Annotated in this window: 18 protein-coding genes; 9 read left to right on the forward strand and 9 right to left on the reverse strand. The window is 61.9% G+C overall.

Annotated features, from left to right (window positions below):
• Positions 1-123: 123 nt before the first annotated feature.
• The 5 genes from ACXAIC_RS04240 to ACXAIC_RS04260 all read left to right on the forward strand — a co-directional run bounded on the left by ACXAIC_RS04240 (position 124) and on the right by ACXAIC_RS04260 (position 6,668).
• The gene (locus ACXAIC_RS04240; RefSeq protein WP_475173979.1) at positions 124-822 is read left to right on the forward strand and encodes a hydrolase; all 699 of its coding nucleotides are present in this window, start codon (positions 124-126) and stop codon (positions 820-822) included.
• Between the two features lie 116 nt (positions 823-938).
• Positions 939-2,735, forward strand: a complete 1,797-nt coding sequence (locus tag ACXAIC_RS04245) for an amidohydrolase (RefSeq protein ID WP_475173981.1) — start codon at positions 939-941, stop codon at positions 2,733-2,735.
• Between the two features lie 68 nt (positions 2,736-2,803).
• On the forward strand, positions 2,804-4,543 hold the full coding sequence (locus ACXAIC_RS04250; RefSeq protein ID WP_475173983.1) for an amidohydrolase: 1,740 nt from the start codon (positions 2,804-2,806) through the stop codon (positions 4,541-4,543).
• Between the two features lie 29 nt (positions 4,544-4,572).
• A complete protein-coding gene (locus tag ACXAIC_RS04255; protein WP_475173984.1) occupies positions 4,573-4,842 on the forward strand; it encodes a DUF1427 family protein in 270 nt (89 codons plus the stop codon).
• A 188-nt stretch (positions 4,843-5,030) separates the two neighbouring features.
• On the forward strand, positions 5,031-6,668 hold the full coding sequence (locus tag ACXAIC_RS04260; RefSeq protein ID WP_475173985.1) for an MFS transporter: 1,638 nt from the start codon (positions 5,031-5,033) through the stop codon (positions 6,666-6,668).
• Between the two features lie 44 nt (positions 6,669-6,712).
• Here ACXAIC_RS04260 and ACXAIC_RS04265 read toward each other — a convergent pair whose 3' ends face one another.
• From ACXAIC_RS04265 to ACXAIC_RS04295, 7 genes are all read right to left on the reverse strand, one after another.
• The gene (locus tag ACXAIC_RS04265; RefSeq protein WP_475173988.1) at positions 6,713-7,744 is read right to left on the reverse strand and encodes a LacI family DNA-binding transcriptional regulator; all 1,032 of its coding nucleotides are present in this window, start codon (positions 7,742-7,744) and stop codon (positions 6,713-6,715) included.
• Positions 7,737-9,227, reverse strand: a complete 1,491-nt coding sequence (locus ACXAIC_RS04270) for a glycerophosphodiester phosphodiesterase (protein WP_475173989.1) — start codon at positions 9,225-9,227, stop codon at positions 7,737-7,739. The genes ACXAIC_RS04265 and ACXAIC_RS04270 overlap by 8 nt, the downstream gene beginning before the upstream one ends.
• A gap of 10 nt (positions 9,228-9,237) precedes the next feature.
• Positions 9,238-10,296: an ABC transporter ATP-binding protein gene (locus ACXAIC_RS04275; RefSeq protein WP_475173990.1), complete on the reverse strand. Its 1,059-nt coding sequence runs from the start codon at positions 10,294-10,296 to the stop codon at positions 9,238-9,240.
• Positions 10,296-11,141: a carbohydrate ABC transporter permease gene (locus ACXAIC_RS04280; protein WP_475173991.1), complete on the reverse strand. Its 846-nt coding sequence runs from the start codon at positions 11,139-11,141 to the stop codon at positions 10,296-10,298. Before ACXAIC_RS04280 ends, ACXAIC_RS04275 begins: the two co-directional genes overlap by 1 nt.
• Positions 11,138-12,442, reverse strand: a complete 1,305-nt coding sequence (locus ACXAIC_RS04285) for a carbohydrate ABC transporter permease (protein ID WP_475173994.1) — start codon at positions 12,440-12,442, stop codon at positions 11,138-11,140. Before ACXAIC_RS04285 ends, ACXAIC_RS04280 begins: the two co-directional genes overlap by 4 nt.
• A gap of 192 nt (positions 12,443-12,634) precedes the next feature.
• Positions 12,635-14,008, reverse strand: coding sequence for an ABC transporter substrate-binding protein (locus ACXAIC_RS04290; RefSeq protein WP_475173995.1), 1,374 nt, complete (start codon positions 14,006-14,008; stop codon positions 12,635-12,637).
• 378 nt (positions 14,009-14,386) lie between these two features.
• On the reverse strand, positions 14,387-16,225 hold the full coding sequence (locus tag ACXAIC_RS04295; protein WP_475173996.1) for a hypothetical protein: 1,839 nt from the start codon (positions 16,223-16,225) through the stop codon (positions 14,387-14,389).
• Between the two features lie 467 nt (positions 16,226-16,692).
• Here ACXAIC_RS04295 and ACXAIC_RS04300 point away from each other — a divergent pair, with 467 nt between their 5' ends.
• From ACXAIC_RS04300 to ACXAIC_RS04315, 4 genes are all read left to right on the forward strand, one after another.
• Positions 16,693-17,394, forward strand: a complete 702-nt coding sequence (locus tag ACXAIC_RS04300; protein ID WP_475173999.1) for a Spy/CpxP family protein refolding chaperone — start codon at positions 16,693-16,695, stop codon at positions 17,392-17,394.
• Between the two features lie 107 nt (positions 17,395-17,501).
• The gene (locus tag ACXAIC_RS04305) at positions 17,502-18,188 is read left to right on the forward strand and encodes a response regulator (protein WP_475174000.1); all 687 of its coding nucleotides are present in this window, start codon (positions 17,502-17,504) and stop codon (positions 18,186-18,188) included.
• Positions 18,189-18,191: 3 nt separating this feature from the next.
• Positions 18,192-19,496: a HAMP domain-containing sensor histidine kinase gene (locus tag ACXAIC_RS04310; protein WP_475174001.1), complete on the forward strand. Its 1,305-nt coding sequence runs from the start codon at positions 18,192-18,194 to the stop codon at positions 19,494-19,496.
• Between the two features lie 123 nt (positions 19,497-19,619).
• Complete coding sequence (locus tag ACXAIC_RS04315) at positions 19,620-21,020, forward strand: amidase (protein WP_475174004.1); 1,401 nt, start codon at positions 19,620-19,622, stop codon at positions 21,018-21,020.
• 389 nt (positions 21,021-21,409) lie between these two features.
• Here the strand turns inward: ACXAIC_RS04315 and ACXAIC_RS04320 are convergent, their stop codons facing one another.
• Positions 21,410-22,327, reverse strand: coding sequence for a homocysteine S-methyltransferase family protein (locus tag ACXAIC_RS04320; RefSeq protein WP_475174005.1), 918 nt, complete (start codon positions 22,325-22,327; stop codon positions 21,410-21,412).
• A 54-nt stretch (positions 22,328-22,381) separates the two neighbouring features.
• A complete protein-coding gene (locus ACXAIC_RS04325; protein ID WP_475174006.1) occupies positions 22,382-23,566 on the reverse strand; it encodes a M20 metallopeptidase family protein in 1,185 nt (394 codons plus the stop codon).
• Positions 23,567-23,704: the final 138 nt, after the last annotated feature.

Below are 23,704 nucleotides of genomic sequence, written 5' to 3' on the forward strand. Positions count from 1 at the left end.
CACTCCGCAAGTTCGTATAAAACATATGCACGAATGATGAAATAAATCCAGTTCAACGGTCCCCATCTCCTGTCCTGTCCGAACCGCAAGACCTGTTCCTGAAAGACAGTATGGAGAGAATTTATGTCGACCAAACTTGAGCTGCTGACCCCGCAAAACGCACAAGTGATCTTTATCGACCACCAGCCGCAAATGGCCTTCGGCGTTCAGTCCATCGACCGGCAGGCGTTGAAAAACAATGCGGTGGCTCTGGCCAAGTCCGCCAAGGTATTCGGCCTGCCAGTCACCCTCACGACCGTGGAGACCGAAGGCTTTTCCGGCCACACCTATCCGGAACTGCTGTCTGTTTTCCCGGAGGCCCCGCTTCTGGAGCGCACCTCAATGAACTCCTGGGACGACCAGAAAGTCCGCGATGCATTGGCCAAGAACGGCCGCAAGAAGGTGATCGTGTCCGGCCTTTGGACCGAAGTCTGCAATCTGATGTTCTCGCTCGATGCCATGCGCGAAGGCGGATACGAAATCTTCATGGTCGAAGACGCGTCCGGCGGCACTTCCCAAAGCGCCCACGACATGGCCATGCAGCGCATGATCCAGGCTGGTGTCGTGCCCGTCACATGGCAGCAGGTGCTTCTGGAGCTCCAGCGTGACTGGGCGCACAAGGAGACCTATGACGCAGTGATGGACATTGTCCGCGAGCATTCGGGCGCCTATGGCATGGGCGTCGATTATGCCTACACCATGGTTCACAAGGCGCCCGAGCGGGTTGCCCATGGCGAACGGCTTGACCCGGTTCCGGCAGCGCAGACAAGTGCTGCCGCCTAAAGCCCTGTCCGCTTACCGTCACCTGCGCCTGATCCGAACGCGCAGGTGACCGGGCCTTTTCCTTTTCCAGCAACGGCTGAACACACACCGCCGCCTTGTGCGGCAGGAGATCTCTCATGCCTCTTCACCGCCGACAGTTTCTTCAGGGCGCCTCGGCGCTTCTGGCTTCAAGTTCCGTGTCCCCGGCTCTGGCGCAGGCCTCTGCGGCCCATGCGGATCTGGTGGTTCTGAACGGCCGCATCACAACCATGGATCCGGCCCGGCCGGAGGCCAGCGCACTTGCCGCCCGCGGCGGCCGTTTCATCGCCATTGGAAGCGAGGCGGACGTGACCCCGCTGATCGGTCCCTTTACCCAGGTCATCCGGGCGAACGGCAAGCGGGTCATTCCAGGTCTGATCGACAGCCACGCCCATTCGATCCGGGGCGGGGTAAACTACAATCTGGAAGTCCGCTGGGATGCAGCCGACAGTCTTGAAGAGGCGCTGCACCTTCTGCGCCTTCAGGCCGGCCGCACCCCCGAAGGGCAGTTCATCCGTGTGGCCGGAGGGTTTTCCGAATTCCAGTTCAAGGAAAAGCGTCTGCCGACCCGGGCCGAACTTGACAGCGTCGCCCCCAATCACCCTGTGCTGATCCACTATCTCTACAAGATGACGCTGCTCAATAGCCGGGCGGTCTCGTATTTCAACTATGACAAGGCGGACCACCCAACCTATCCGGGCGGCCTGATCGAGAAGGACGCCGGTGGCGTGCCAACCGGCCGCCTGCTGGCTGCTCCGTCCGGCCTATTGATGTACAAGACCCTTAGCCAGGCGCCAAAACTGTCGATCAGGGACCAGATCAACTCCTCCATGCAGTATATGGACGAACTGAATTCGCTCGGCATCACGTCCGTGTCGGACGCGGGCGGTGGCGGTATGGAGTTTCCCGAGGCCGACCCTTACAAGGTCATCAATCACATGCACCGCGAGGGCCTGCTGACCACCCGGATCGGCTATCACACCTTCCCACAGGTGAAGGGACGCGAACTCGACGATTACACCGCATGGACAGACACGTTCACGCCTGGAACCGGCGACGACATGCTGAAACTTGTCGGAGCAGGCGAGAACCTGACCTGGGCGTCCTATGATTATGAGATTTTCGGTGACCCCCGTCCAGAGATTGACCGGGATGCGGAAGAGATCCAGCACAAGATCATGACCCTTCTGGGCGAAAAGGGCTGGGCCTTCCGCCAGCACATCACCTATGACGAGACCGGCGACCGGCTCTTGAAAGTCTACGAGGATGTCGCCAAGGGCGCCGGGCTCGTCGATGGCTGGTTCGTCGACCATGTCGAAACGTTTTCCAAGCGCAATCTGGAACGCATTGCGGAGCTTGGCGGCGGCATCGCCCTGCAAAACCGCCTTCAGTTCCAGGCGGAAGACTTCGTGCGCAATTATGGAGCGGAGAAGCTCAAGACAACACCGGATTTCCGTTTCATCATGGATCTCGGCGTGCCCATGGGCGGCGGCACCGATGCCACACGTGTGACCTCCTATAATCCCTGGTACTCGATCCAGTGGATGGCCACCGGGCTCTCACGCGGCGGCATGCGCATGTATGACGATGCCAATCTGCTCACCCGTGAAGAGGCTTTGCGCACTTGGACAACCGGATCGGCCTGGTTCACCGGCGACAGAGGCCGCAAGGGTGCGATCGCCGAAGGCCAGCTGGCGGATTTCGCCATTCTGGACCGGGACTATTTCGCCGTCACCGACGCGGAAATCGCCCGCATTACCTCCGCCCTGACTGCGGTGGACGGCAAGGTCGTCTTTGCCCGTGGAGAACTGGCCCATCATGACCTGCGCCACGTGCCTCCGGTCAGTCCCGACTGGTCCCCGGTGATCACCTTCGGCGACACCCGCAACAGCTGACCCCTTGAAACGACCCGGTCACCTGGACCGGGTCCCCCCTTTCGGCGCAACTCCGGAGAGCCTTTCCCATGACTTTCGCTGACGTGACCCATGCAGACATGATCCTGACCAACGGAAAGGTCACAACCTTTGACCCGGCCCGCCCGGAAGCGGATGCCATTGCCATCAGGGACGGCAGGATCCTGGATGTTGGCGCGGCCGCAGACCTGCTGCGGTTTCAGGGCCCCGGCACCAGGATGATCGACCTGCAGGGCAAGCGGGTGATCCCGGGCCTGATCGACAGCCACACGCATATCATCCGGCAGGGAAACAATTTCGCCATGGAGCTGCGTTGGGACAGTGTCCCCTCGCTTGCAGATGGTCTGGCCATGCTGAGGGCCCAGGCTCAGCGCACACCGGCGGGCCAGTGGATCCGGGTCGTCGGCGGCTGGTCCGCTGACCAGTTCGCGGAGAGACGGCTGCCGACCCTTGAAGAGATCAATGCGGCCGCACCGGACGTTCCGGTTTATGTTCTGCATCTTTATGACCGGGCCTGGCTGAACAAGGCCGCCCTGCGGGCCCTTGGAATCGACAGCCACTATTATGAGCCTTTCGTTTCCGGGCGCCTGGAACGGGACAGCAATGGCGTGCCCACAGGCCTTGCCCTGGCCCGCCCGAATGCACAGCCGCTTTACGCCTTGCTCGACATGGCTCCGAAACTTGAGTTTGAGCAGCAGATCCTGTCCACAAAACACTACTTCCGGGCCCTCAACGCGCTCGGACTGACCTCAGCGCTGGATTGTGCCGGTGGTTTTCTGAACTACCCGGATGATTACGGCGTGATTTCCGAATTGAACCGGCGCGGCGAACAGACCGTGCGCATCGGCTATCAGCTCTTCGCACAACGGCCAACCCTGGAACTTGATGACTTCAAGCGCTGGCACGACATGGTGAAACCTGATCAGGGCAACGCCTATCTGAAATGCGTCGGCGCCGGGGAAATGCTCGTGGCCTCCGCCTATGATTTTGAGGATTTCTCCTATCCAAGGCCCGAACTGCCCAAACGCATGGAAGGCGACCTCAGACCGGTGCTGGAATTCCTCCTGGAGAACCGCTGGCCGATCCGTTTTCACTGCACCTATGAAGAAAGCGCACACCGCCTGTTGACGGTTCTGGAGGAGGTTGGCCGCGACAAGGGGCTCGACGCGCTCAACTGGATTTTCGACCACGGCGAAACGATTTCGGAAAAGACAATGGAATGGGTCGCCCGGCTCGGCGGGGGCATTTCGTATCAGAACCGCATCGCCTTTCAGGCGACTGCCTACAAGAACCGTTATGGCGAAGCAGCCCTCAGGCAGGTGATGCCGGTGCGCAAAATGATGGCCTCCGGGGTTCCTCTTGCCGCCGGAACCGATGCGACCCGTGTGTCGTGCTATAATCCCTGGCTGGCAATCCACTGGGCCGTCTCCGGCAGGGGGCGGGGCGGCGATGTCATCTGGGCCGCTGAGAACAGGCTGAGCCGGGAAGAGGCCTTGCGGCACTGGACAGCCAACGGCGCCTGGTTCAGCCGGGAAGAAGGCCTCAAGGGCCAGATCACCCCTGGCCAATTCGCTGATCTCGCGGTGCTGGACCGGGATTATTTCACGGTCCAAGAGCATGAGATTGCCGATATTTCATCCGATTTGACCCTGTCCGGTGGCGCAATCGTTCATGCCAAGGGCAGCTTTGCCGAACTTGCCCCCGCACCGCTTGCCGAGTTGCCCGACTGGTCGCCCTTGCCGTTTTTCGGCGCACCCGGCGCACCGGGCGAGCAGGGTCGCTTCCGCTAGAACACAACCGGTCCTTTCAGGAGAACAACATGACTGCAACTCCCTATCTCGTGTCTCTGGGGATCGGCCTTGGTGTCGGCGTTCTCTATGCGCTGCTTGGCACCCGCTCCCCGGCCCCGCCGGTGATCGCTCTTTTGGGTCTTCTTGGCATGCTGGCGGGCGAGACGGCCGTTACCTGGATCAAGGACAGGATGACCAGCCGGGAAGCCGCCGCCCAGTGCCTTCACGGCAAAAGCTTTGCCGTAACAAAAACGCCCCGGCGGGAGGACAGACCGGCCCAAGACATCACAAACGCCTAGTGTGGTGGAATTGAAATCCGCCTCATTCGCGCAGCGCACGCCGTAGCGTGTTTCCGTTCCGGAAATCACATTAGAAACATAGGCTTGCTAGTCATCCTCATGAAACTGAAATTCGTTCTGAACATGCTGGAAAATGAGACGAACTTCAGATCGCGTTGATTAACGGCTTCCTGAAAGGACCAGACCCCATGACGACGGCACCCTCTGACGAGCCCACCCAGGATACGAAGGCCTCAAAGTCCGGGACGCAGGGTGGCGGCGCCTGGGCACCGTTCCAGTCCCTTCCCTTTGCCCTGCTCTGGACCGCCACAGTCGTCTCCAACGTCGGCACCTGGATGCATGATGTCGGAGCGGGCTGGCTGATGACAACCCTGTCTCCCAGCCCGGTGATGGTGTCGCTGGTTCAGGCGGCAACAACCCTGCCTGTGTTTCTGTTTGCGCTCCTTGCGGGCGCGGTGGCCGACAGTGTTGACCGGCGGAAACTGCTGCTCATTGTCAATCTTCTCATGGGTGTCCTGGCGGGTCTGTTCGCCATTCTTGTGGCCAGCGGGCAGGAAAGCATCGAACTGCTTTTGATCTTTACCTTTCTGCTCGGTACCGGAGCAGCCTTTGCCGCGCCCGCATGGCAGGCGATCGTGCCGAGCCTGGTTCCGAAAAAGGACCTTGCAGCAGCCGTGGCCCTCAATTCCATGGGCATCAATATCAGCCGCGCCATCGGCCCGGCCCTGGCCGGAGTGCTGATCACCGCCGTCGGGCTTGCTGCCCCCTTTGCGCTGAATGCGATCAGTTTCATCGGTATTCTGGCAGCGCTCATCTTCTGGAAACAGGATCGGGAGACCACCCGGCACCTGCCGCCGGAACCTGTTTTCAGCGCTATTCAGACCGGGCTGCGTTACGCTCTTCACAGTCCTGCCCTGAAGGCAACGCTTGTGCGGGCCGTTGCCTTTTTTCTCTTTGCCAGCGCCTATTGGGCGATGCTGCCACTGATGGCCAAGAACCTGCTTCAAGGCGGCCCCGGCCTTTACGGACTGCTGCTTGGCTTTGTCGGGGCCGGTGCGGTTCTGGGCGCCCTGCTTCTGCCAAAGCTTCGAAAGCAGCTAGGGGCAAACAACACGGTGGCCGCCGGAACATCGGGAACCGCTCTGGCGCTTCTGGTCTTCGCGCTGGTTCCGTCAGAGCTTGCCGCTTACGCTGTGTCCCTGCTGGCCGGATTTTCCTGGATCGCGGTGCTGTCGAGCCTGAATGTCTCGGCCCAGGCCTCGCTGCCCGAATGGGTGCGCGCCCGGGGATTGTCGATCTATCTGACTGTCTTTTTCGGCTCCATGAGCCTGGGAAGTGTGATCTGGGGGCAAGTTGCGTCTTTCGCCTCCATCCCCACCGCTCTGATTGCCGCCGCCGCCCTGCTTCTCGGTTTCCTTGCCCTGGTGCGGCAAGTTCCCTTAACCTCCGTGGGCACCCTTGACCTTGCCCCGTCCGCCCATTGGCCAGCCCCCCAGATCAGCGGGGAACTGGAACCGGACCGGGGACCGGTCATGATCCTGATCGAGTACCGGGTCAAGCCCGAAGACACCAGGAGTTTTCTGGCTGCACTCAGGGCCTTTTCCGGACAGAGGCGGCGGGACGGCGCCGTGGACTGGCACATCTTTCAAGACGGCGAAGAAGAAGACCTCTGGACGGAATGTTTCATCGTCTCCAGCTGGCTCGACCATTTGCGCCAGCATGACCGGGTCACCCGGACAGATGCGGATTTGCAGGGCAACCTGCACACTTTCCACACCGGGGAGGGCCCCCAAAAAGTTCGCCATCTGATCGCCCCGAAGCGGTAGCTTGCGAAGGCCTCTGGCCCGAGCCCATCGCGTTCCGGCTGGCGTCACACCGGCTCTGGCGCTGCCCGGGTCGTGCCACGCTGGATCAGGGATACATCGCAGGTTTCCACCTGTTGCGGCAGATCCGGATTTTGCAGGCGGTGCATCAGAAGGGCCAGGGTGATGTCGCACAGATCTTGGCGGCTTTGCAGGATCGTGGTCAGGTCATAGGATTTCCAGGAAGCCTGCACGATATCGTCATAGCCCATGACCTGCATGTCGTCAGGAACCTTGATGCCGAACTCGTAGCGCAGGCCGTCCAGGACCCCTAGGCCCAGATAGTCGGCGGTGCAGAAAAGCCCGTCGATCTCATCTTTCAGTGCGCCGACAAAAGCGGCTGCCTCCAGCCCGCCGTCATAGGACTGGGTGCCTCGGGCGATGTAGCGGACAGGAATGCCTTCATCCAGGGCCGCCCGTTCAAATGCCCGCGCCCGGCCCTTGATGGAATAGGACGAACGCTCCGGGGTCACGACCGCCAGTTTGCGGCAGCCCCGAGAGACAAGATGCTCAAACGCGAGGCGCCCACCGGCCTCAAAGTCAGTGACCACCCGGTCAACCGGCGCGCCCGGGTCGCGCTTGTTGACCACCACCAGAGGCACCCCGTTTTCAAGGCATTCCCGGCATATCTCCTCCGGTGGTGTGTCTGAGGTGACGATCACCCCCGCGACGCTGTATTGCAGCAGCGAGCCGATCAGATCAGCCACATCGGCCTCCGGATCGCCCCTTAGCAGAATGGGCCGGAACCCAAGCTCCAGAAGCCCGTGGGAGAGAAGGTCCACCTGCTCGGCCCGGAACGGATTGTCGAGATCAGCAGCCACAAGACCGACAAGATCCGATTTCTGCTTGTGCAGGGAGCGGGCCAGCACGTTCACCCGGTAGCCCAGTTGCCGGGCGGCCTTTATCACCTTCTCCCGGGTTTCCGCCGACACGCTGGCGCCATCGGTAAAGGTGCGCGACACGGCGGAGCGGGAGACCCCCGCAAGCCGGGCGACATCAAAGGAATTGACCTGCTTTTTCGACGGTCCTTGATCAGGCATGGCTGGACGGCCGTTCTGACGCTTGCGCGCTCAGCCTGCGGACAAGAAACGGCGCATTCACGTTGAATAGATCCGGCTGCAGCCCGGCAAGTTTCAAAATCACGTCTGGCGCGTCCCCCATATAGGCGATCATAACCTGACGGCCCGCCGCCCGCACAGCCGCAATAGCCTCCTCCCCCGCGTTCGATGCATTGAATTCCACAATATCTGCGTCAAACGCCATCAGGCAGGCCTCCAAAGAGCCATAGTCCTCAGGCCGGACCATCAGCCGCGCCTCTGGAATGGCCGCCCGGATGTCCCGTAAAAGAGTTTGATCGAACGACCAGAAGAAAACACTGTCGCTTGGCAGCCGGTTCAGCACTGTGTGTGCCGTCCTGACCGGGTCCGCCTGTTTCAGCTCCACATAAAGCTTGCCGCTTTTTTCAACGGCCAGGGCGAGAACCTCACCCAGCTCAGGCAGGCCTTCGCCGGCAAAAAACGCGTCAAAGCTGTGTCCGGCGTCCAGATGTTTGAGGGCGGCCAGCGTCTGCTTGCCAAGCGCCCCCCCACCTGAGGTCGTGCGCTCCAGCTGCGCATCATGATGAACCACCAGATGCCCGTCAGCGGTCTCGCGCACGTCGATTTCCACATAGGCAAAGCCCGCGTCCCAGGCGGCCCGTGCGCTGGCCAGCGTGTTTTCCGGTGCGATCCGGCAGGCGCCGCGATGGCAGACCATCTCCGGCAGGGCTGCGTCCTCATACCGGTATCGAGCAATCATTTCCGGCTGGTCAGAGCAAATGCCAAGCAAAGGCATCCGCACCAGTTCGCTCAGCACCTCTGCCCGTTCCTCATGCCAGGTCACCACCGGCAGGCCCAAGACCTCAGCTTGGCGGAAAAAAGCCGCGTCCAGCAGGCGGTCCGGGCGCGCTGAGGCCTTTTCCCAGCACGGGTGAACAATCTCGGCTCCGCAGGCCTGCGCCAGTGGAAACGGATCCTGGCCGCATCCCGCCAGCAGGGATACCGGATAGGGGCACCCAGCCGCCTTGAGGCTTTTGCAATCCTCCGGCGTGTTGGCACCGGCAATCACTTTGCCGATCCGCTGTGCCTTCAGGATCTCGATTGCAAGCGCTGCCGCGTCCCCCTCCTTGGCATCCAGATAGATGCCGGTTCCAAGTGCTGCGGCCAGCCGCGCCACCTCTTCAAAGGCGGGTGCCGGACGGCCTGCGGCTGCGGTGACGGCAAACAGTTCTTGTGAAGAGATCTCTGAAAGCGGGTGAATGTTCCCAGCGCCCATGTTCAGATTCGCATCGTGAAAAGCCACTGGCACACCGTCGCGGGTCAGGCGGATATCCACCTCCCACATGTCAGCGCCCAGCTCATGGGCAACTTGAAATGCCCGCAAGGTGTTATCGAACGCATAGGCGCTGGCCCCGCGATGAGCGATGGCCAAGGGGAGGCCCGTATGCGCGCGCACCCAGTTCTTGTCCGGCAGGAAAGCAGCCATCAGCGCACCGTCACAACCGGTTGCCATCCGGGCCGAAGGCGAGGATGCGGTCCAGGGAGATGCCCCAGCTGACCTCCTGCCCAAGCTGGAACCCGCCACCCTGCGGCTGGATGGAGCGCAGTACAGAGCCATTTTCCAGCGTGACGTCGTAAAGCTCCTCACGGCCCTGTGTCTCGACAAAACTGATCCGGCCGGGAACTTTCAGCGCATGGCCGGGCTGGAAAAATTCCGGCCGGATGCCAAGGCGCATGGCCGCACCGGCCGCTGGAACGGCAATGCCGGAGGGAACGGGCAGAGTGATGTCGGACTTGGCGAGCCGGAAGCCCCCCTCCCCGGCCAGGCCCTCCAGAAATGCAATGGGAGGATTGCCCAGGAACCCGGCGACAAAATCCGACTTGGGGTCTTCATACATCTCTTTTGGGGCCGACAATTGAACGATCTGCCCCTTGTCCATGATCGCGATCCGGTCGCACATGGACATGGCTTCCACCTGATCATGGGTTACCAGAATGGCAGTGATACCGGTCTGCTGCTGAATGCGCCGGATTTCGGAGCGCATTTCCAGCCGCAGTTTTGCATCCAGATTGGCCAGCGGCTCGTCCAGAAGCAGAATGTCGGGCTTGCGCACCAGCGCCCGTGCCAGGGCAACCCGCTGCTGCTGGCCGCCCGACAGCTGCACCGGACGGCGCTCCAGAAGCTCGCCGATATGGACCAGACCGGCAATCTCCTGCACCTTTCGGTCGATCTCTGCCTTGCTCTCCTTGCGCACTTTCAAGGGGAAGGCGATGTTCTGATAGACATTCATGTGCGGGTACAGCGCGTAATTCTGGAACACGACCCCGACATTGCGGTTCTGCGAGGACACCGCCGTGACATCCTCCCCGCCGAACAGAAGACGTCCGCCATCCATGCGGTGAATGCCGCAGACCGCAAACAGGGTTGTCGACTTGCCGCAGCCGGACGGGCCGAGAAGCGCCAGCATTTCACCGCTGGCAATGTCCAGGGACATGTTCTCGATCACGGTCGTCTCACCAAAGGTCTTGGTGAAGTTTTCGATTGAGATCCGCATCAGCCCTTCGTGCCTCCGCCATAGATGTTCATGAGTTGCTTGTTGAAGATCAGATAGATGACGATGACCGGCAGGGCGTAGAACACACCCACGGACTTGAACATGTTGAAGTCCGGCTTCACGTCATCAAAGATCAGGTTGGAGAGATAGGTGGACAGCACCTGTGCGCTGCCGCTGGGGGCCAGCACCTGCGGAATGATGAACTCACTCCACGCGGACAGGAAGATGAACACGCCGAGCGCGGCAATCCCGGGCTGAACCTGGGGCAGAACCAGTTTCCAGAAAACGGTGAACCGGCTCGCCCCATCCTGAAGGCCGGCCATCTCGATCTCCCAGGGCACCGTGTCAAAGAACCCTTTCATGATCCAGATGCCGAGCGGCAGTTCCAGGGCGGTCTTGACCAGAATGACCCCGATCAGCGTGTTGTAGAGGCCGATCATCTGCAAGATCAGAAAGATCGAGATGATCAGGGTGATGGTCGGGAAGGCATGCAGGGTCAGGATGCTGCCGAGAAAGAACCGCTTGAACGGCAGGTTCAGCCGCGACAGGGCATAGCCGCAGGTCACCGAGGCGGTCACATTCACCACCATGGTGCTGGTGGCAAAGATGAACGTGTTGAGCGTAACCGCCCAGATGCTGACGCGGCCTGTCTCCGGCTCTTCCCACAGGAAGCGCCAGTGCCGGAGCGTGAACCGGTCCGGAATGAGCGACCCGGCCGTGCTGTCGGTCACCGTGTCGACGAAGAGATAGACATACATGGTCACCAGCGGCATCGACAGCACGGCCAGCAGCAGAAACAGGGGCCAGGAGCGGAAATTTACAGACGACATGGCGCTCTCCCTCACTGTTCGATCCGTGGTTTGGCCACGAGATCGTTGAAATTGAACACCCGCAGATAGGCTAGCGATGCCAGCACCCCGACAGCCACCAGCACGAGGGCCATGGCCGAGCCGAGCCCGTATTGGAGATTGCCTGCATAGTTGTCGAGTGCGGTGTGGAACGCCATCAGCGCCCAGACTTCCGTTGCCCCGCCCGGCCCGCCATCGGTGGCCAGGAGGATGTATTCGAAACTGGTCAGAAGCGAGAGCGTGGTGTAGGCGCAGATGAACATGACCGGCCAGCGCAGTTGCGGCAGGATGATATAACGCACCTGCTGCCAGCGCGAGGCGCCGTCCACTTCGCTGGCATGGAGCATGGACTGCGGGATGGCCTTGATGGCGCTGCCGAACAGGATCATGCCCAGCGAGGCGCCGACAAACCCGTTGATCAAGACGATGAACACCCAGGCATTCACCCCCGTATCCAGCATCCAGTTGCGCGGCGGCACCCCGAAATTCGCCAGGAACGACGACAGGAACCCGGTGTCCCAGGCCAGCCATTTCCACATCAGAACAAAGATGACATTGGGCAGAATGCGCGGCAGGAACCAGATCGCCCGGAACGTGGTGGCAGAGGCTGAGGGCAGGTAGAAGGTGGTGATGGCCAGAAACAGCCCCAGGCCGACCGCGACCGCCAGGGTCAGCACCACGTAAAGCAGCGTGTTGCCCGCCACCCGCCAGATATAGGGGATCTGTGCCATCAGCTTGAAATTGCCGGAAGTCCAGGTCCAGCCGGTATAGACAGTGCGGGTGAGCAGCTGTGCCTCCTCCGCCGTCATCTGCACGCCATTCTGCCGGGCGGCAGACAACAGCCCGTCAGCGGTCTCATAACGGGTGTTGATCACGGAGCGTTTGAAAAGATCAGCGGCTTTCTTGAGATCCCGTGTCGAGCGCGGCCGGGTTTTCAGCTTGCGCAGGGCCCGTTCCAGGTCCCGGCGGCTTTGAAAGTGCTCTCCCTGCAGCCGCGCGCCGATCTCGCTGGCAAAGTCTTCGCCATAGACAGCGGCGACCTCGGAGATCCCGGTGCTATCGACCGTGTAGGATTGTGTGCCGAGCGCCTCGACAAAGGCTTTGTGCGCGCCCGCATCGGTCAGGCGGCGTAAGGAGGCTGCGTTGATCTCATAGGCCCCGCCCATGATGCCCGTTGCGGTGCTCATGTTGGTGAAGGCAAACAACACGGTCAGCAGGACAGGAGCCAGAAACAGGAACAGGATGATCAGAAAGGCAGGCGTCAGAAAGCCGAGGCCCAGCAAATATGTGCGCCGCATCAAACAACTCCGGAAATAACCTAAGAGGCCCAGGAAAAAGGCCCGGGCGGCGGGAAAGGGAGAAAACCGCCACCCGGAGTGCAGCCCAAAGCCCGGCTTAGTGTCCGCTCCCCGTCGCTGAGGAACCTTCACGGCCAGGCCTTGAGGCCGCTGCGCCAGACCGGTTCAAAAGCCGGCGCAGCGGATCAGCGCTTAGCGGACAATCAGCTCATCGCCGAGGGTGGCTTTCATTTCCGCTTCAACTTCGGCCACAGCTTCTTCAGGGGTTTTGGTGCCGGTCCAGGCTGTTTCCAGACCCTTGAACATGATCTGGGAGAACTGGCCGTACCCGGTGTGATTCGGCTGGGCGTTGGCATGAACCAGCAGGCGCTCGGTGGCTTCAGCCGCCCATCGGTCATTCGCATAAAGTTCGATATTGGACTGCTGATGGGCAATGCCCAGATGCGCGGATTTGATCGCATGCAGGGTGTTGATGCGCGGTTCCGAAGCGATCTTGATCAGCTGGGCAGCGATCTCGACTGCTTCTTCGTCGTCCTGTTTCGTCAGCAGATAGGCAAGCGGATGGGTGATCGTGTTGGCACGGCCTTCGCCTTTTTTGCCCGCCGGGATCAGGGTGAACTGGATGTTGCCGAAGAAGTCCTTCAGGCCTTCCTTGCCGGTGTAGCGGGCATAGTGCCAGGTGCCGCCATGCCACAGGGCCGCCTTGCCGGACGCCACTTCCGCATACCACTGGTCCCATTCCGTGCCCAGATGGTTTTTGCGGGTGACCCCAGCTTCTACCGCGTCCACGAAGAACTGGTAGAATTCGGTCATCGCCTTCTTGTCCAGAAGCAGCTTGCCGGTTTCCTTGTCCTGCAATTCTCCGCCGAAGGACTGGTAGAACTGGGCGTAGTCCGGACCGTTGGACACGCGTGGATAAAAGCCGTAGCCCTTTTCGACAATTTCCATGTCGACGGCTTTCTTGGCATCTTCCAGAACGTTCTGGAGCGTGTAATCGCCGGATTCGACCCGGCCCGGCAGCGCGTCGATTTCCGCGTCGGTGTAACCGATCTTGCGCATCGTGTCTTTCCAGAAGAAGAACGGGCGGCTTTCGGAATCTTGCGGCAGGCCATAGACAACGTCATTGTAAGACGTGATCTCGATCAGGTTGTCGTAGATATCATTGATCGGCCAGGCATCCATGTCGACATAGTCTTCGACCGGAACAATCAGGCCGGCCTGGCTCCAGGGGGCAATGTCCAGGTGGCTGGTCACAACGATGTTCGGCGCGTCACCGGCTTCCGCCGCCAGGGTGACAGCCTGTTTGAAGGCCGCCCAATCGGCAAAGTCGCGTTTCTTTTCGACCGTGATGTGAAGGTCCTTGCCGGCAATATTGTATTCACGCTCCAGCAGATCGGCCGCCATGGAAATGGCGTCCAGACGGTAGACATCACTGTCATTGGAACCGCCGGCCCACACGGTGATGGTCAGATCCTTCGCCTGGACTTCACCGGCAGCCGCTGCTGCCGTGAGCGCCAGAACGGCCGCCGCAGCGGACTGGCGCAATTTGGAAACAAGAGTGGTCATCAGTCTCACCTGTCTTGGTCATGCGCCGTTTCCGGGAGGGGAAAAACTAGCGCCGTATCGTCTTTTTGCACACGTGTGCAGGTGGACAAATACTGACGTGTCATTACGCTGATATGACAGTCGGGCATTTGCAGGAAAAGACGAGGGCCAGTTCACGGACATACGGGCTGTGCCTGTCCGCTGTGTGCGTGTCGCGTTCCTTCAGATTCAAGCCATTATGTCTTTTGCGCTGAAATCCCTGAGGGGAAGCGCAGCAGGCAAGTCCGATTGAACTGAATTTGCATGTCCTGTGATTTTTCCGGAACAGACCAGTGCAGGTTCTTTCACCCGGGCCTTTCAGGCGGACATGGTGATCCGCAAGAAGGCTGGAGCAGCCTTTCAGGGCTTTGCGGGCGTCCTGCTATCAGACGCCGGGCCCTCCTGCGGCGCCAGCCCGTCGAAATACCGGGCCCAGGCGCTGTCCTGCTGCAACAACACATCGTAGCACGGGGTCAGACGATAGCGCGAGCGGCCCGTAAGCGCCGGTTTGAAATGCTCAGCCAAAGCAAGCTGCTGGGCTTCAGCAGGGCATTTGGGCTCCAGAATCAGCTCGGTCGCGTCCAGGGCCGCTGCGGTTTCGGGCGTCAAGGGCGGCACGGTCCGCCCCGGCGCGGCGCCGATGCTGACATGCCGCGGTGCTTCACGCCCCATGAGGAAGGCCAGAGGACTGGTGAAATCGAGCAGATAGACCGTCTTGGCATGACGCCCGACCACGGTCTCCAACCGGACAAGCGCAGCCACGGCAGCGCTCAATTCCTGAAGATAGAGCGTCTGGAAGTCCGGATCGGCAAAGAGAGCGGGGGCCGGAAGCTCCCCCTCTGCCGCCAGTTCCTCAAAAGTGCCTGGATGGCCGCTATAGGCCGCGCGCATATGCGCGGCCCGCTCCAGCCAACGGGGCTTGGCAGAGACCCGGCCAAGCCCACCCAGATTGGCCGCATCCACCCGTTCATAACTTGGCAACCGCACAAGCGTTCCGGCGGCCCGGCTGATCATGTCGGCCGTCATCGGCACCACAATGAAGGCCACCGCCACAAGCGCAGCCCAGCGCCAGCCCGCCTCAGGGCGCAACGGCAGCAGCGCCAGCAGCAAAAGCGCAGGCAGCATGACCGCATAGGGATGGCTGCCGGTGTTTTGCGTCTCAAACAGGACGCCGCAGAACAGCGACACCGAGATCCAGATCCAGGGCCGGTCGAAGGGCGCCCGGATCCACGCAGCCTCCTCTTTAGGGGGGCTGACAAGCGGGGCCAGCGGCAGCGAGCACAGGATGAGTGTTGCCAACACCACGTCGAACCGGTTTTCAACCGCCCGCAACAGCCGCTTGCCCTCACCTTCGCTGTTCAGCGACAGCAGGGTCTGAAGATCGCCAAGATAGGCGCTCACCAGCCCGGTGGCCCATTCCACACAAAGCGTGGTCCACAGGCAGATCACGGTGGTGGCCAGCGCTGTGCGCCAGGACAGGCGCCCGGCTGCAAACCCCAGAAGAAACAGCGGCCCCACGGCCACGAAGGCCGTAATCTTGCAAAAGGCAAGGGCCAGCAGAACCAGGCTGAACACCGCCACCTGCACCCAGGCGCGCTGCAGAAACAGGATGGCGGCCGAAGCCAGAAACATCAGATGCGCCGCATTGCGGTTGTAGATGCCATAGCCATCCACCCCCGGACTGTGCGGCCCGCCGGGATTGAAGGGAAGCGCGCTCATGACCAGCCAGGGGATCACCAGTCCCCAGACGGCCACCGGCCCATGGCGGCGCGCATCCCGCAGGATCACGATCAACAGCGGAGCCGTCAGCGGCAGCCATTGAAACTGGGTCAGCAGGACCGGATGCGCGGACGGAAACACCCGGTAGCCCAGCCAGGCCAGAAAATATTCCAGGGGCCCGGCAGGGGCGAGAAAATCAATCCCGGGCAACTGGCCGGTCTCGATCCGCCCGATCGCGTCATAATAGATAAACGTGTCCCAATAGAGCGGCCCGACCGGCAGTACCAGCGGCACGCAAAGGATGCCAATGGCTGCCAGGCAAAAGACTGCGACGCAGACAACAGCCAGCTGGAAATGGGCCTGACCGGACGCCGCACCCGGAAACGCAAAGGCCGGGGCCGCAGCTCCTCCGCGGTGCACGGCGCCCCCACCGGCGCGGTCTGCGTGTTTGGTATCTGCCGCCCCCGGCACGTTTTGCATCACTCCAGCACCCAAGACATGATTGGAACAGGGCAATTGTGACAGGGACAGATTAAGATTGGCTTAGGTGACCGATAGATCGCCGCCCTTTGCGCCCCAAGACCCAGGCCAGCGCAAGACCCCGCACCAGATTCCACCTCAGGCGCGGTCTCAGACCCAAACCCGGGTGAGCTTTACATTTCTTTACAGAGCGGACGAACACCAGAAACTGGCCCGGCCTATTTCTGTTTGCGGCAACGGAGCGCTGACTGTGCCCCGAAGAGCCGCCAGGAAACACCGACCGCCCCCACCCTGGTGTTTCCTGGCGGCGCCACTCTTCCGGCCTTCCACCGTCAGCTCTCCGGGCGCTGCCGTGCGGCTCCCTGCCGGCCGGATCTCTTGAGCCCTATCCCGCCAAAGAGAACCCGGCCATCTGCCGCGCATCGGTGCTGCCCGCCTCGCATCTTGTTCAAGACAGGAGTCCCCCCATGCTGAACAAACTTGAGAATTCCCGTTTCAAGACCCCCACCGTCCGGACAAGCCGCGTGATTGCGGCCGGCCTGCTCAGTGCCGGTATTCTGGCCACCTCTGCCATGGGCGCCAGCAGCGCACCGCAAACCTCCGGCTTGAAGGATCTGACGTCGCAGATGTCGGCTGATGCCGCCACCACCGTGCTGCCGGGCCTTATCAAGGCTGGCTGGCGCCCCGGTGGCCCGGGAGACCATGGTGGACCCGGCGCCCCTGGAGCTCCTGGAGGCCCCGGTGGACATGCCGGACCGGGCGGACCGCGTGATCCAGGCATGCTGTTCATGCTGAGCGATGCCGATCTTGCCGCCGAGCTGAGCCGGATGGTCCGTCATGCGGCCATCGAAATCGACGCGACGCCTGAACAGGTGAAGCAGATCCTGGCAATCGTCACCCCGCTTGCCCTGGAGCTGAAAGACACCCGTGGCCAGTTTGACACGGTCGGCAAGGATCTGAAGGCCCTGCTGCTGGCTGATGAGGTGGACGGATTTGCCATTGAGGCCCTGCGGGCGGAAAAAATGGCGCTGGCCGATGACATCAGCAAAAAGGTGACCAAGGCCCTTGTCGCGGTCGCCAAGATCCTTACGCCGGAACAGCGCAAGCAGCTGGATGCCCGCCTGATGGCCTTTCACGCCAAAGGCCCCGGGATGATGCCCCGCCGCTGACCCTCACCCGGCGCCCGGCGGAAGATCCGTTGATCTGAAGCCCGGAAACCGCCATAAGAAAAGCCCTCCGGCCCCGGCCGGGGGGCTCTGTTCACGTATCAAAGACCATGACCCAGCACATTCTTCTGATTGAGGACGACGTCCGGCTTGCCGCCATGGTGCAGGATTATCTGGGCACCTCCGGCTTTGCCGTGACGATTGCCGCCAGTGGTGCGGAAGGCCTTGCCTTGCAGAAGCGCCAGTCCTTTGACGCTATCTTGCTGGACCTGATGCTGCCAGATATGGACGGGCTGGAGGTTTGCCGGACCTTGCGCGCCGATGACCGGACCCCGATCCTGATGCTGACCGCCAAGGGCGAGCCCATGGACCGGATCATCGGCCTGGAACTGGGCGCTGACGACTATCTGCCCAAACCCTTTGAGCCCCGTGAACTGCTTGCGCGCCTGAAAGCAGTGCTGCGGCGCGGGCCCAGCCAGAACGGCAGTCCCGTCCTGCGCTTCGGACGGCTGGAAATTGACGTTTCGGCCATGGAGGCACGGGTGGACGGAAAGGTGTGCAATCTGACCGCCCATCAGTTCCAGCTGCTGGAAGTGATGGCCAGCCGGGCCGGGCGGGTACTGTCCCGCGACACGATCATGACCGCCCTGAAAGGCGAGGAACTGGCCGCTTTCGACCGATCAATCGACGTGCATGTCTCGCGCATACGCGCCGAGATCGAGGATGATCCCAACAAGCCGCGCCGGCTGATCACCGTGCGCGGGGCGGGCTATGTCTTTGCCCGTTCGCAGGAGTAGACCATGAGCGGCTCCAGACACCGGCTCTTTGCCTCCACCGTGGCCCGCCGGCTGTATCTGCAGATCTACGCAACCCTGGTCGCCAGCCTGGTTCTGGTGGTGATCCTTTCCGGGTTCTTGTGGGAATATGTCGGCCGGGAGCGGCAGGACCGGACCATTCTGGACACGGTCAGCCGCTTTGTCGCCCTCACCCTGCCCCCGGCCTCAGCCCCTGAGGCACAGCAGCGCGAGACGGTGGTAGCCCTCGGCAGTGAACTGAATATTGCAATGGCGCTTTTCGACGAAACCGGCCAACGGATTGCGGTCCATGGCGACCCGCATATGCCGCCGGACAACCGCACGGGCCAGACAGGCTGGTTTCCCGGAGCGGGCGGCCCGGTGCTGGCGCTGTCCCTGCCCGATGGCCGCTGGCTGGTGGCCGATCCACTCGAAAAGCCACCGGTCTCTCCGATCCTCAACCTGCTGGTGCCGCTGGCGCTGGTCGGGATCTGTGTCGGTGTCGGCGTTTATCCGATTGCCCGGCGCCTCACCCGGCGGCTGGAAACCTTGAGCGAAGGGGTGGAACGCATCGGCGCCGGGGACCTGAAGGCCCGGGTAGAGGTGGAAGGCCAGGATGAAGTCGCCCAGCTTGCGCGCACCTTCAATGCCTCGGCCGACAGGATCGAAAATCTGGTCACCGCCCACCGGCTGCTGCTGGCCAATGCGTCCCACGAGCTGCGCACGCCGCTGGCCCGCATAAAGCTGGGGCTGGAAATGGAGCAGGCCGAACAATCCGACGCCCGCCGGGCCGCCTTGAAACAGGACATTGCGGAGCTGAATGCCCTGATTGAGGAAATCCTGGTCATGAGCCGGCTGGATGCAGCGACGCCCATGGAGCGCACCGAGACCGTCGATCTGCTGGCACTGGCCGCCGAAGAATGCGCCCGGTTCGACGGCTGCAGCCTCTCGGGCAGCGCCCCGGACTTCACCGGTGACCCGCGCCTGCTGCACCGCATGATCGGAAACCTTCTGGAAAACGCCTTCAAACACGGCAAGGCCCCGGTCTCCATTCATCTGGGCCAGACCGCAGATCATATCGAGATTGAGGTCAGCGACAGCGGCGAGGGCATTGCTGCAAGCGAACGGGAAAATGTCTTTCAGCCCTTCTACCGCTCCCCGGAGACCCACAAATCCGACGGCTATGGCCTTGGTCTGCCGCTTGTGCGCAAGATCGCCGAAGCCCATGGGGGCAGCGCTTCGGTCTGCCCTGATCCCGCCCGGCCGTCCTTGATCCGGGTGCGCTTGCCCCTGTCCCGAGACCCGGCCTGACAAGTCAGACCAGCCTGAGCAGCGGTTTGGTCGGTCCCGGCGGCTATTTGACAGATTTAGGGGTTTTCGCAGCGGTAAAATTGGCTACCATCTGTATCCCTCCTTCCCCTAGGGCGATTGCCAATGACCTCTGATCGTATGACCCTTGATGATGCGGACGCCCTGTGCCGCATGAGCGCGCAAGATCTTGCCGAAGCTTTTCGAAACCGCACCCTCTCCCCCGTCGAAGTGACCCGGGCCTGTCTTGCCCGGGCGGAGGCCATCAACCCGGCCTTGAACGCCTTCACCTTTCTTGATCATGACGGCGCGCTGAAAGCAGCCAAAGCCTCCGAGGCCCGCTGGGCAGCCGGAGCCCCCCTGTCGCCGGTTGATGGGGTCCCGACGACCCTTAAGGACATTGTCTGGGTGCGCGGATGGACGGTGCGCTATGGCAGCACGTTAACCCGAGAGACCCCGCTGGAAGACGATGCCCCGAGCGTCCGGCTGCTGCGGGCTGCGGGCGCGGTTTTTCTGGGCCAGACCACGACACCGGAATTCGGCTGGAAGGCGCTGACCGACAGCAGAGCCTTCGGGATCACCCGCAACCCGCACAATCCGGCCATGACCTCTGGCGGCTCGTCCGGCGGGGCCGCGGTGGCCGCCGCCCTTGGCGCCGGTGTCTTTCATCTGGGCACGGATGGCGGCGGCTCGATCCGGGTGCCAGCCGCCTTTTGCGGCATTACCGGCCTGAAACCGACCTTTGGCCGGGTGCCCGCCTATCCGGCAAGCGCCTTCGGCACAGTTGCCCATATCGGCCCCATGGGCCGCAGCGCGGCCGATGCCTTTGCAATGCTCTCAGCCATGTCCGGGCGGGACCGGCGCGACTGGTTTCAGGGCGAAGGCGCCCTGCCTGAGCTGGCGTTCGGCCCGCCCGCACTGAAAGACCTGCGCATCGGCTACTGGACCACCCCTCCGGCCGGCACGCTGGCCCCGGAGATCGCCGGCCTGGTGGACAAGCAAATGAAACGCCTGGAAACTGCGGGCGCGCAGATCGAGCCGTTTGAGTTGCCGGGCGGCAACCTTCTTGAAACTTTCCATGCCCACTGGTTTTCCGGCGCGGCCACCCGGCTGGCCGCCTATCCGGACGAAGACCGGGCCGGGATAGATCCGGGCCTTGCGGAAATCGAGCAGCAAGGCTTGGCACTCGACGCCAGAAGCCTTGTGGCCGCCCAGGTGGCGCGGGCCGAGTTTGGCGCGCGCATGGACGAGGCCCTAGCGGAGTATGACTTCATCCTGTCGCCTGCGGTCACGGTCCCGGCCTTTGAGGCGGGCCTGGAAGTTCCGGCCGGCTCCGGCCTGAGCCGCTGGACCGAATGGGCCAGTTTCAGCTTCCCCATCAACCTGACCCAGCAGCCCGCCGGGGTGGTGCCCTGCGGCACAACATCTACCGGGCTTCCCGTTGCCCTCCAGGCCATCGGCGCCCGCGGCGCGGACGGCAAGGTTCTGTCGCTGATGGCCCGGTTGGAGGAGATGATTGGAGGGTAATACATAGCGTAATTCCGGCCGCCACTCTCCTGAGCCTATGATACCGGTTCGGCGCGTTGCAGATGGTTGAACTCCCTACAGCGAATAGCAACCTCACCAAACAAGACCCTATTGGACCGGGACAGCTCTGGCTCTTCGCGCAGCTTCTCGATTTGCTTAGCTGTCAAAAACCCGTGTGGGCAAAGGCGTCGAGCTTGCTGGACCGTTATGTGGGTGCATCAGTATCGGTATCGGTGCGCAGAGACTTTCGAACAGTATCGGGAGATACCGGCGCACCGGGAAACCTCCCAGATCGAAAGCTGATCACGAAATGCCAGCGTCTGACAACGCTCAACTGCGCCATGTGTATCACGCCTTAATCTCCTGCGGGACTCCCGCAGGGGATAGGTTTAAACATGGGTCAGTTCCCGGTCATAGCGGGCGCTTAGAGCTTTGATGTGCTCAGAGTTTATGCCGCAACAGCCTCCGATGAGAGAAGCCCCGGCAGCAACCCAAAGGTCGGTCCAAGCACCATATGTGTCCGGCTGCAGATCGTCACGAACCACGGAAATCACCTCGTTCGCTGCCCCGTCTTCATCCTGCGAATGCAGTGCATTGGCATAGACGCCGATGGCCAGTGTCTTGCCCGCATCCGCTATGGTCCGGGCAGCCGTCTCGACCGCCTGCAGCATCACCTCCGGCATGGAGCAATTGAAGAGGACAGCCTCCGCCCCGAGATCGATGGCAAGCTTGACGGCATCGCGCACGCTCTCGTGCGAACGCAGCATCGGCTCGCCCATCTCTTCCGGCGTGACATCGTCGCGCAGCGTGTAGGAGATCCACAGTGGACGCTTGGAACTTGCGGCGGCAGAGGCTGTCACCTGCGCTTCTTCCAGGCTGCTCATGGTTTCTGCCAGCCAGAAATCCACACTCGGCTCCAGCGCCTCGACCAGTGTTGCCAAAATGGTTTTGGCCGCAGCCGCGTCGAAGCTCTCCGGCGTATAAGACCCGCAGGCCGGCGGCAGGGACCCAGCCACCCGGGCTCCGGGTTTGCTGGCTGCCGCCTCACGGGCCAATCGGCCCGCCAGACGGGCAAGCGCCGGCCCTTCGGTCTTGAAGCGGTCTTCACCCAGATGGAAGGGCACCACCGCGTAGGTATTGGTGGTGATCACGTCCGACCCGGCCTTCAAGAAGGCCTCATGAGCGGTCCTTACGGTCTCCGGCCGGTCGATCAAGGCAAGCGCCGACCATTCCGGCTGACGCAACACAGCGCCGCAGCGCTCCAACTCCCGGCTCATGCCGCCGTCGAGCAAAGTCACAGTTTTCATTGTTTTCTCGTTGTTCATCAAACGTGATCCACCGCCTCCCCGGCGGCCGGATTGCTATTTCAACAAGCCGATCGCGATCCGCGACAAAGCCTTGGCGCTTTGGGCAATCACCCGCTCATCCGGCTGATAGTCGGAATTGTGCAGTTTGTCGTCCCGGCCTGGCTGACCCGAGCCAACATGCAGCTGCAGGGACGGCAGCCTTTCGGAAAAAAGGGCAAAATCTTCTGCCCCAAAATCCTTTCCGATTTCCACCTGCGGCGGCTCGTCGAAATGCTCACTCAGGGAGGCGAAGGCGGAATCGACAATCCGGTCATCGTTTTGCAGCGCCGGAACGCCTCGGAAATACTCAACATCGGCAAACAGGCCCATGGCCGCAGCGCCCTGCTGACAAATTTTGGTCAGGGCTTCCTCGGCCATGTCCCGAGCCGCCACCGAGCGGCAGCGCACTGTGCCTTCAAAGACGCAGCTGTCTGGAATGATATTCTGGGTGGAACCGGAGTGAATGCTGCCGATGGTCAACACCAGCGAGTCGGATGGGTCGGCGAAGCGCGAGACAATTGTCTGCAGCTGCAGGATCACCGAGGCGGCACATACGATCGGGTCCCGGGCCATGTTGGGCTTTGCTGCGTGACCTGACTTGCCTGTGATCGTGACCTTAAAGTCGTCGCAAGAGGCGGTGCTTGCCCCCCGGATCAGCCGGAGGTGGCCCGCAGGCAGGTTCGGCATATTATGGAATGTAACGGCCATATCCGCCCCATCGGCGGCCCCGTCCCCGATCATCGCCCGGGCACCGCTGTCGAGCGTTTCTTCCGCTGGCTGGAAGACCAGCCGCACCCGGCCGCTCAATTTGGGCGCAAGCTGCACCAGAACAGAGGCGGCCCCCAGCAAGGACGCGGTGTGAATGTCATGGCCACAGGCATGCATCGTCCCGGGGACGGTGGAAGAAAATGGCAAGCCCGTCTGCTCTTGGATCGGCAGGGCATCCATATCTGCGCGCAGAATGAGGCAGGGGCCGGGCAGCCCGCCCTCTATCTCCGCCACAACGCCGGTCCGGCCCACGCCGGTCTTGACGTTCAATCCGAGTGCCGTCAGCTCACCGGCGACAATGCCCGCCGTGCGCACAGTGTCAAAGCCGATTTCAGGGTGGGCGTGAATGTCACGCCGGATGGCCACCAAACGTTCTTCGTTTTCTGAAACGATTGCGTCAATGACGGGTCCTATATCGTTCGGCTTTTCCATAGCTGATGTCTCAAGTGGATGGTATCTGGCGATTGGCTGCAGCAGCTGACAGACCATTGCGGGCGGCCTCACCGGTTTGAACGGCGGTTTCCCCCTAGGACCATCGCATATCCGCTGCAGGGGATTTGGCATTTATTA

The organism is Roseibium sp. AWQ4_254 (assembly GCF_056161025.1).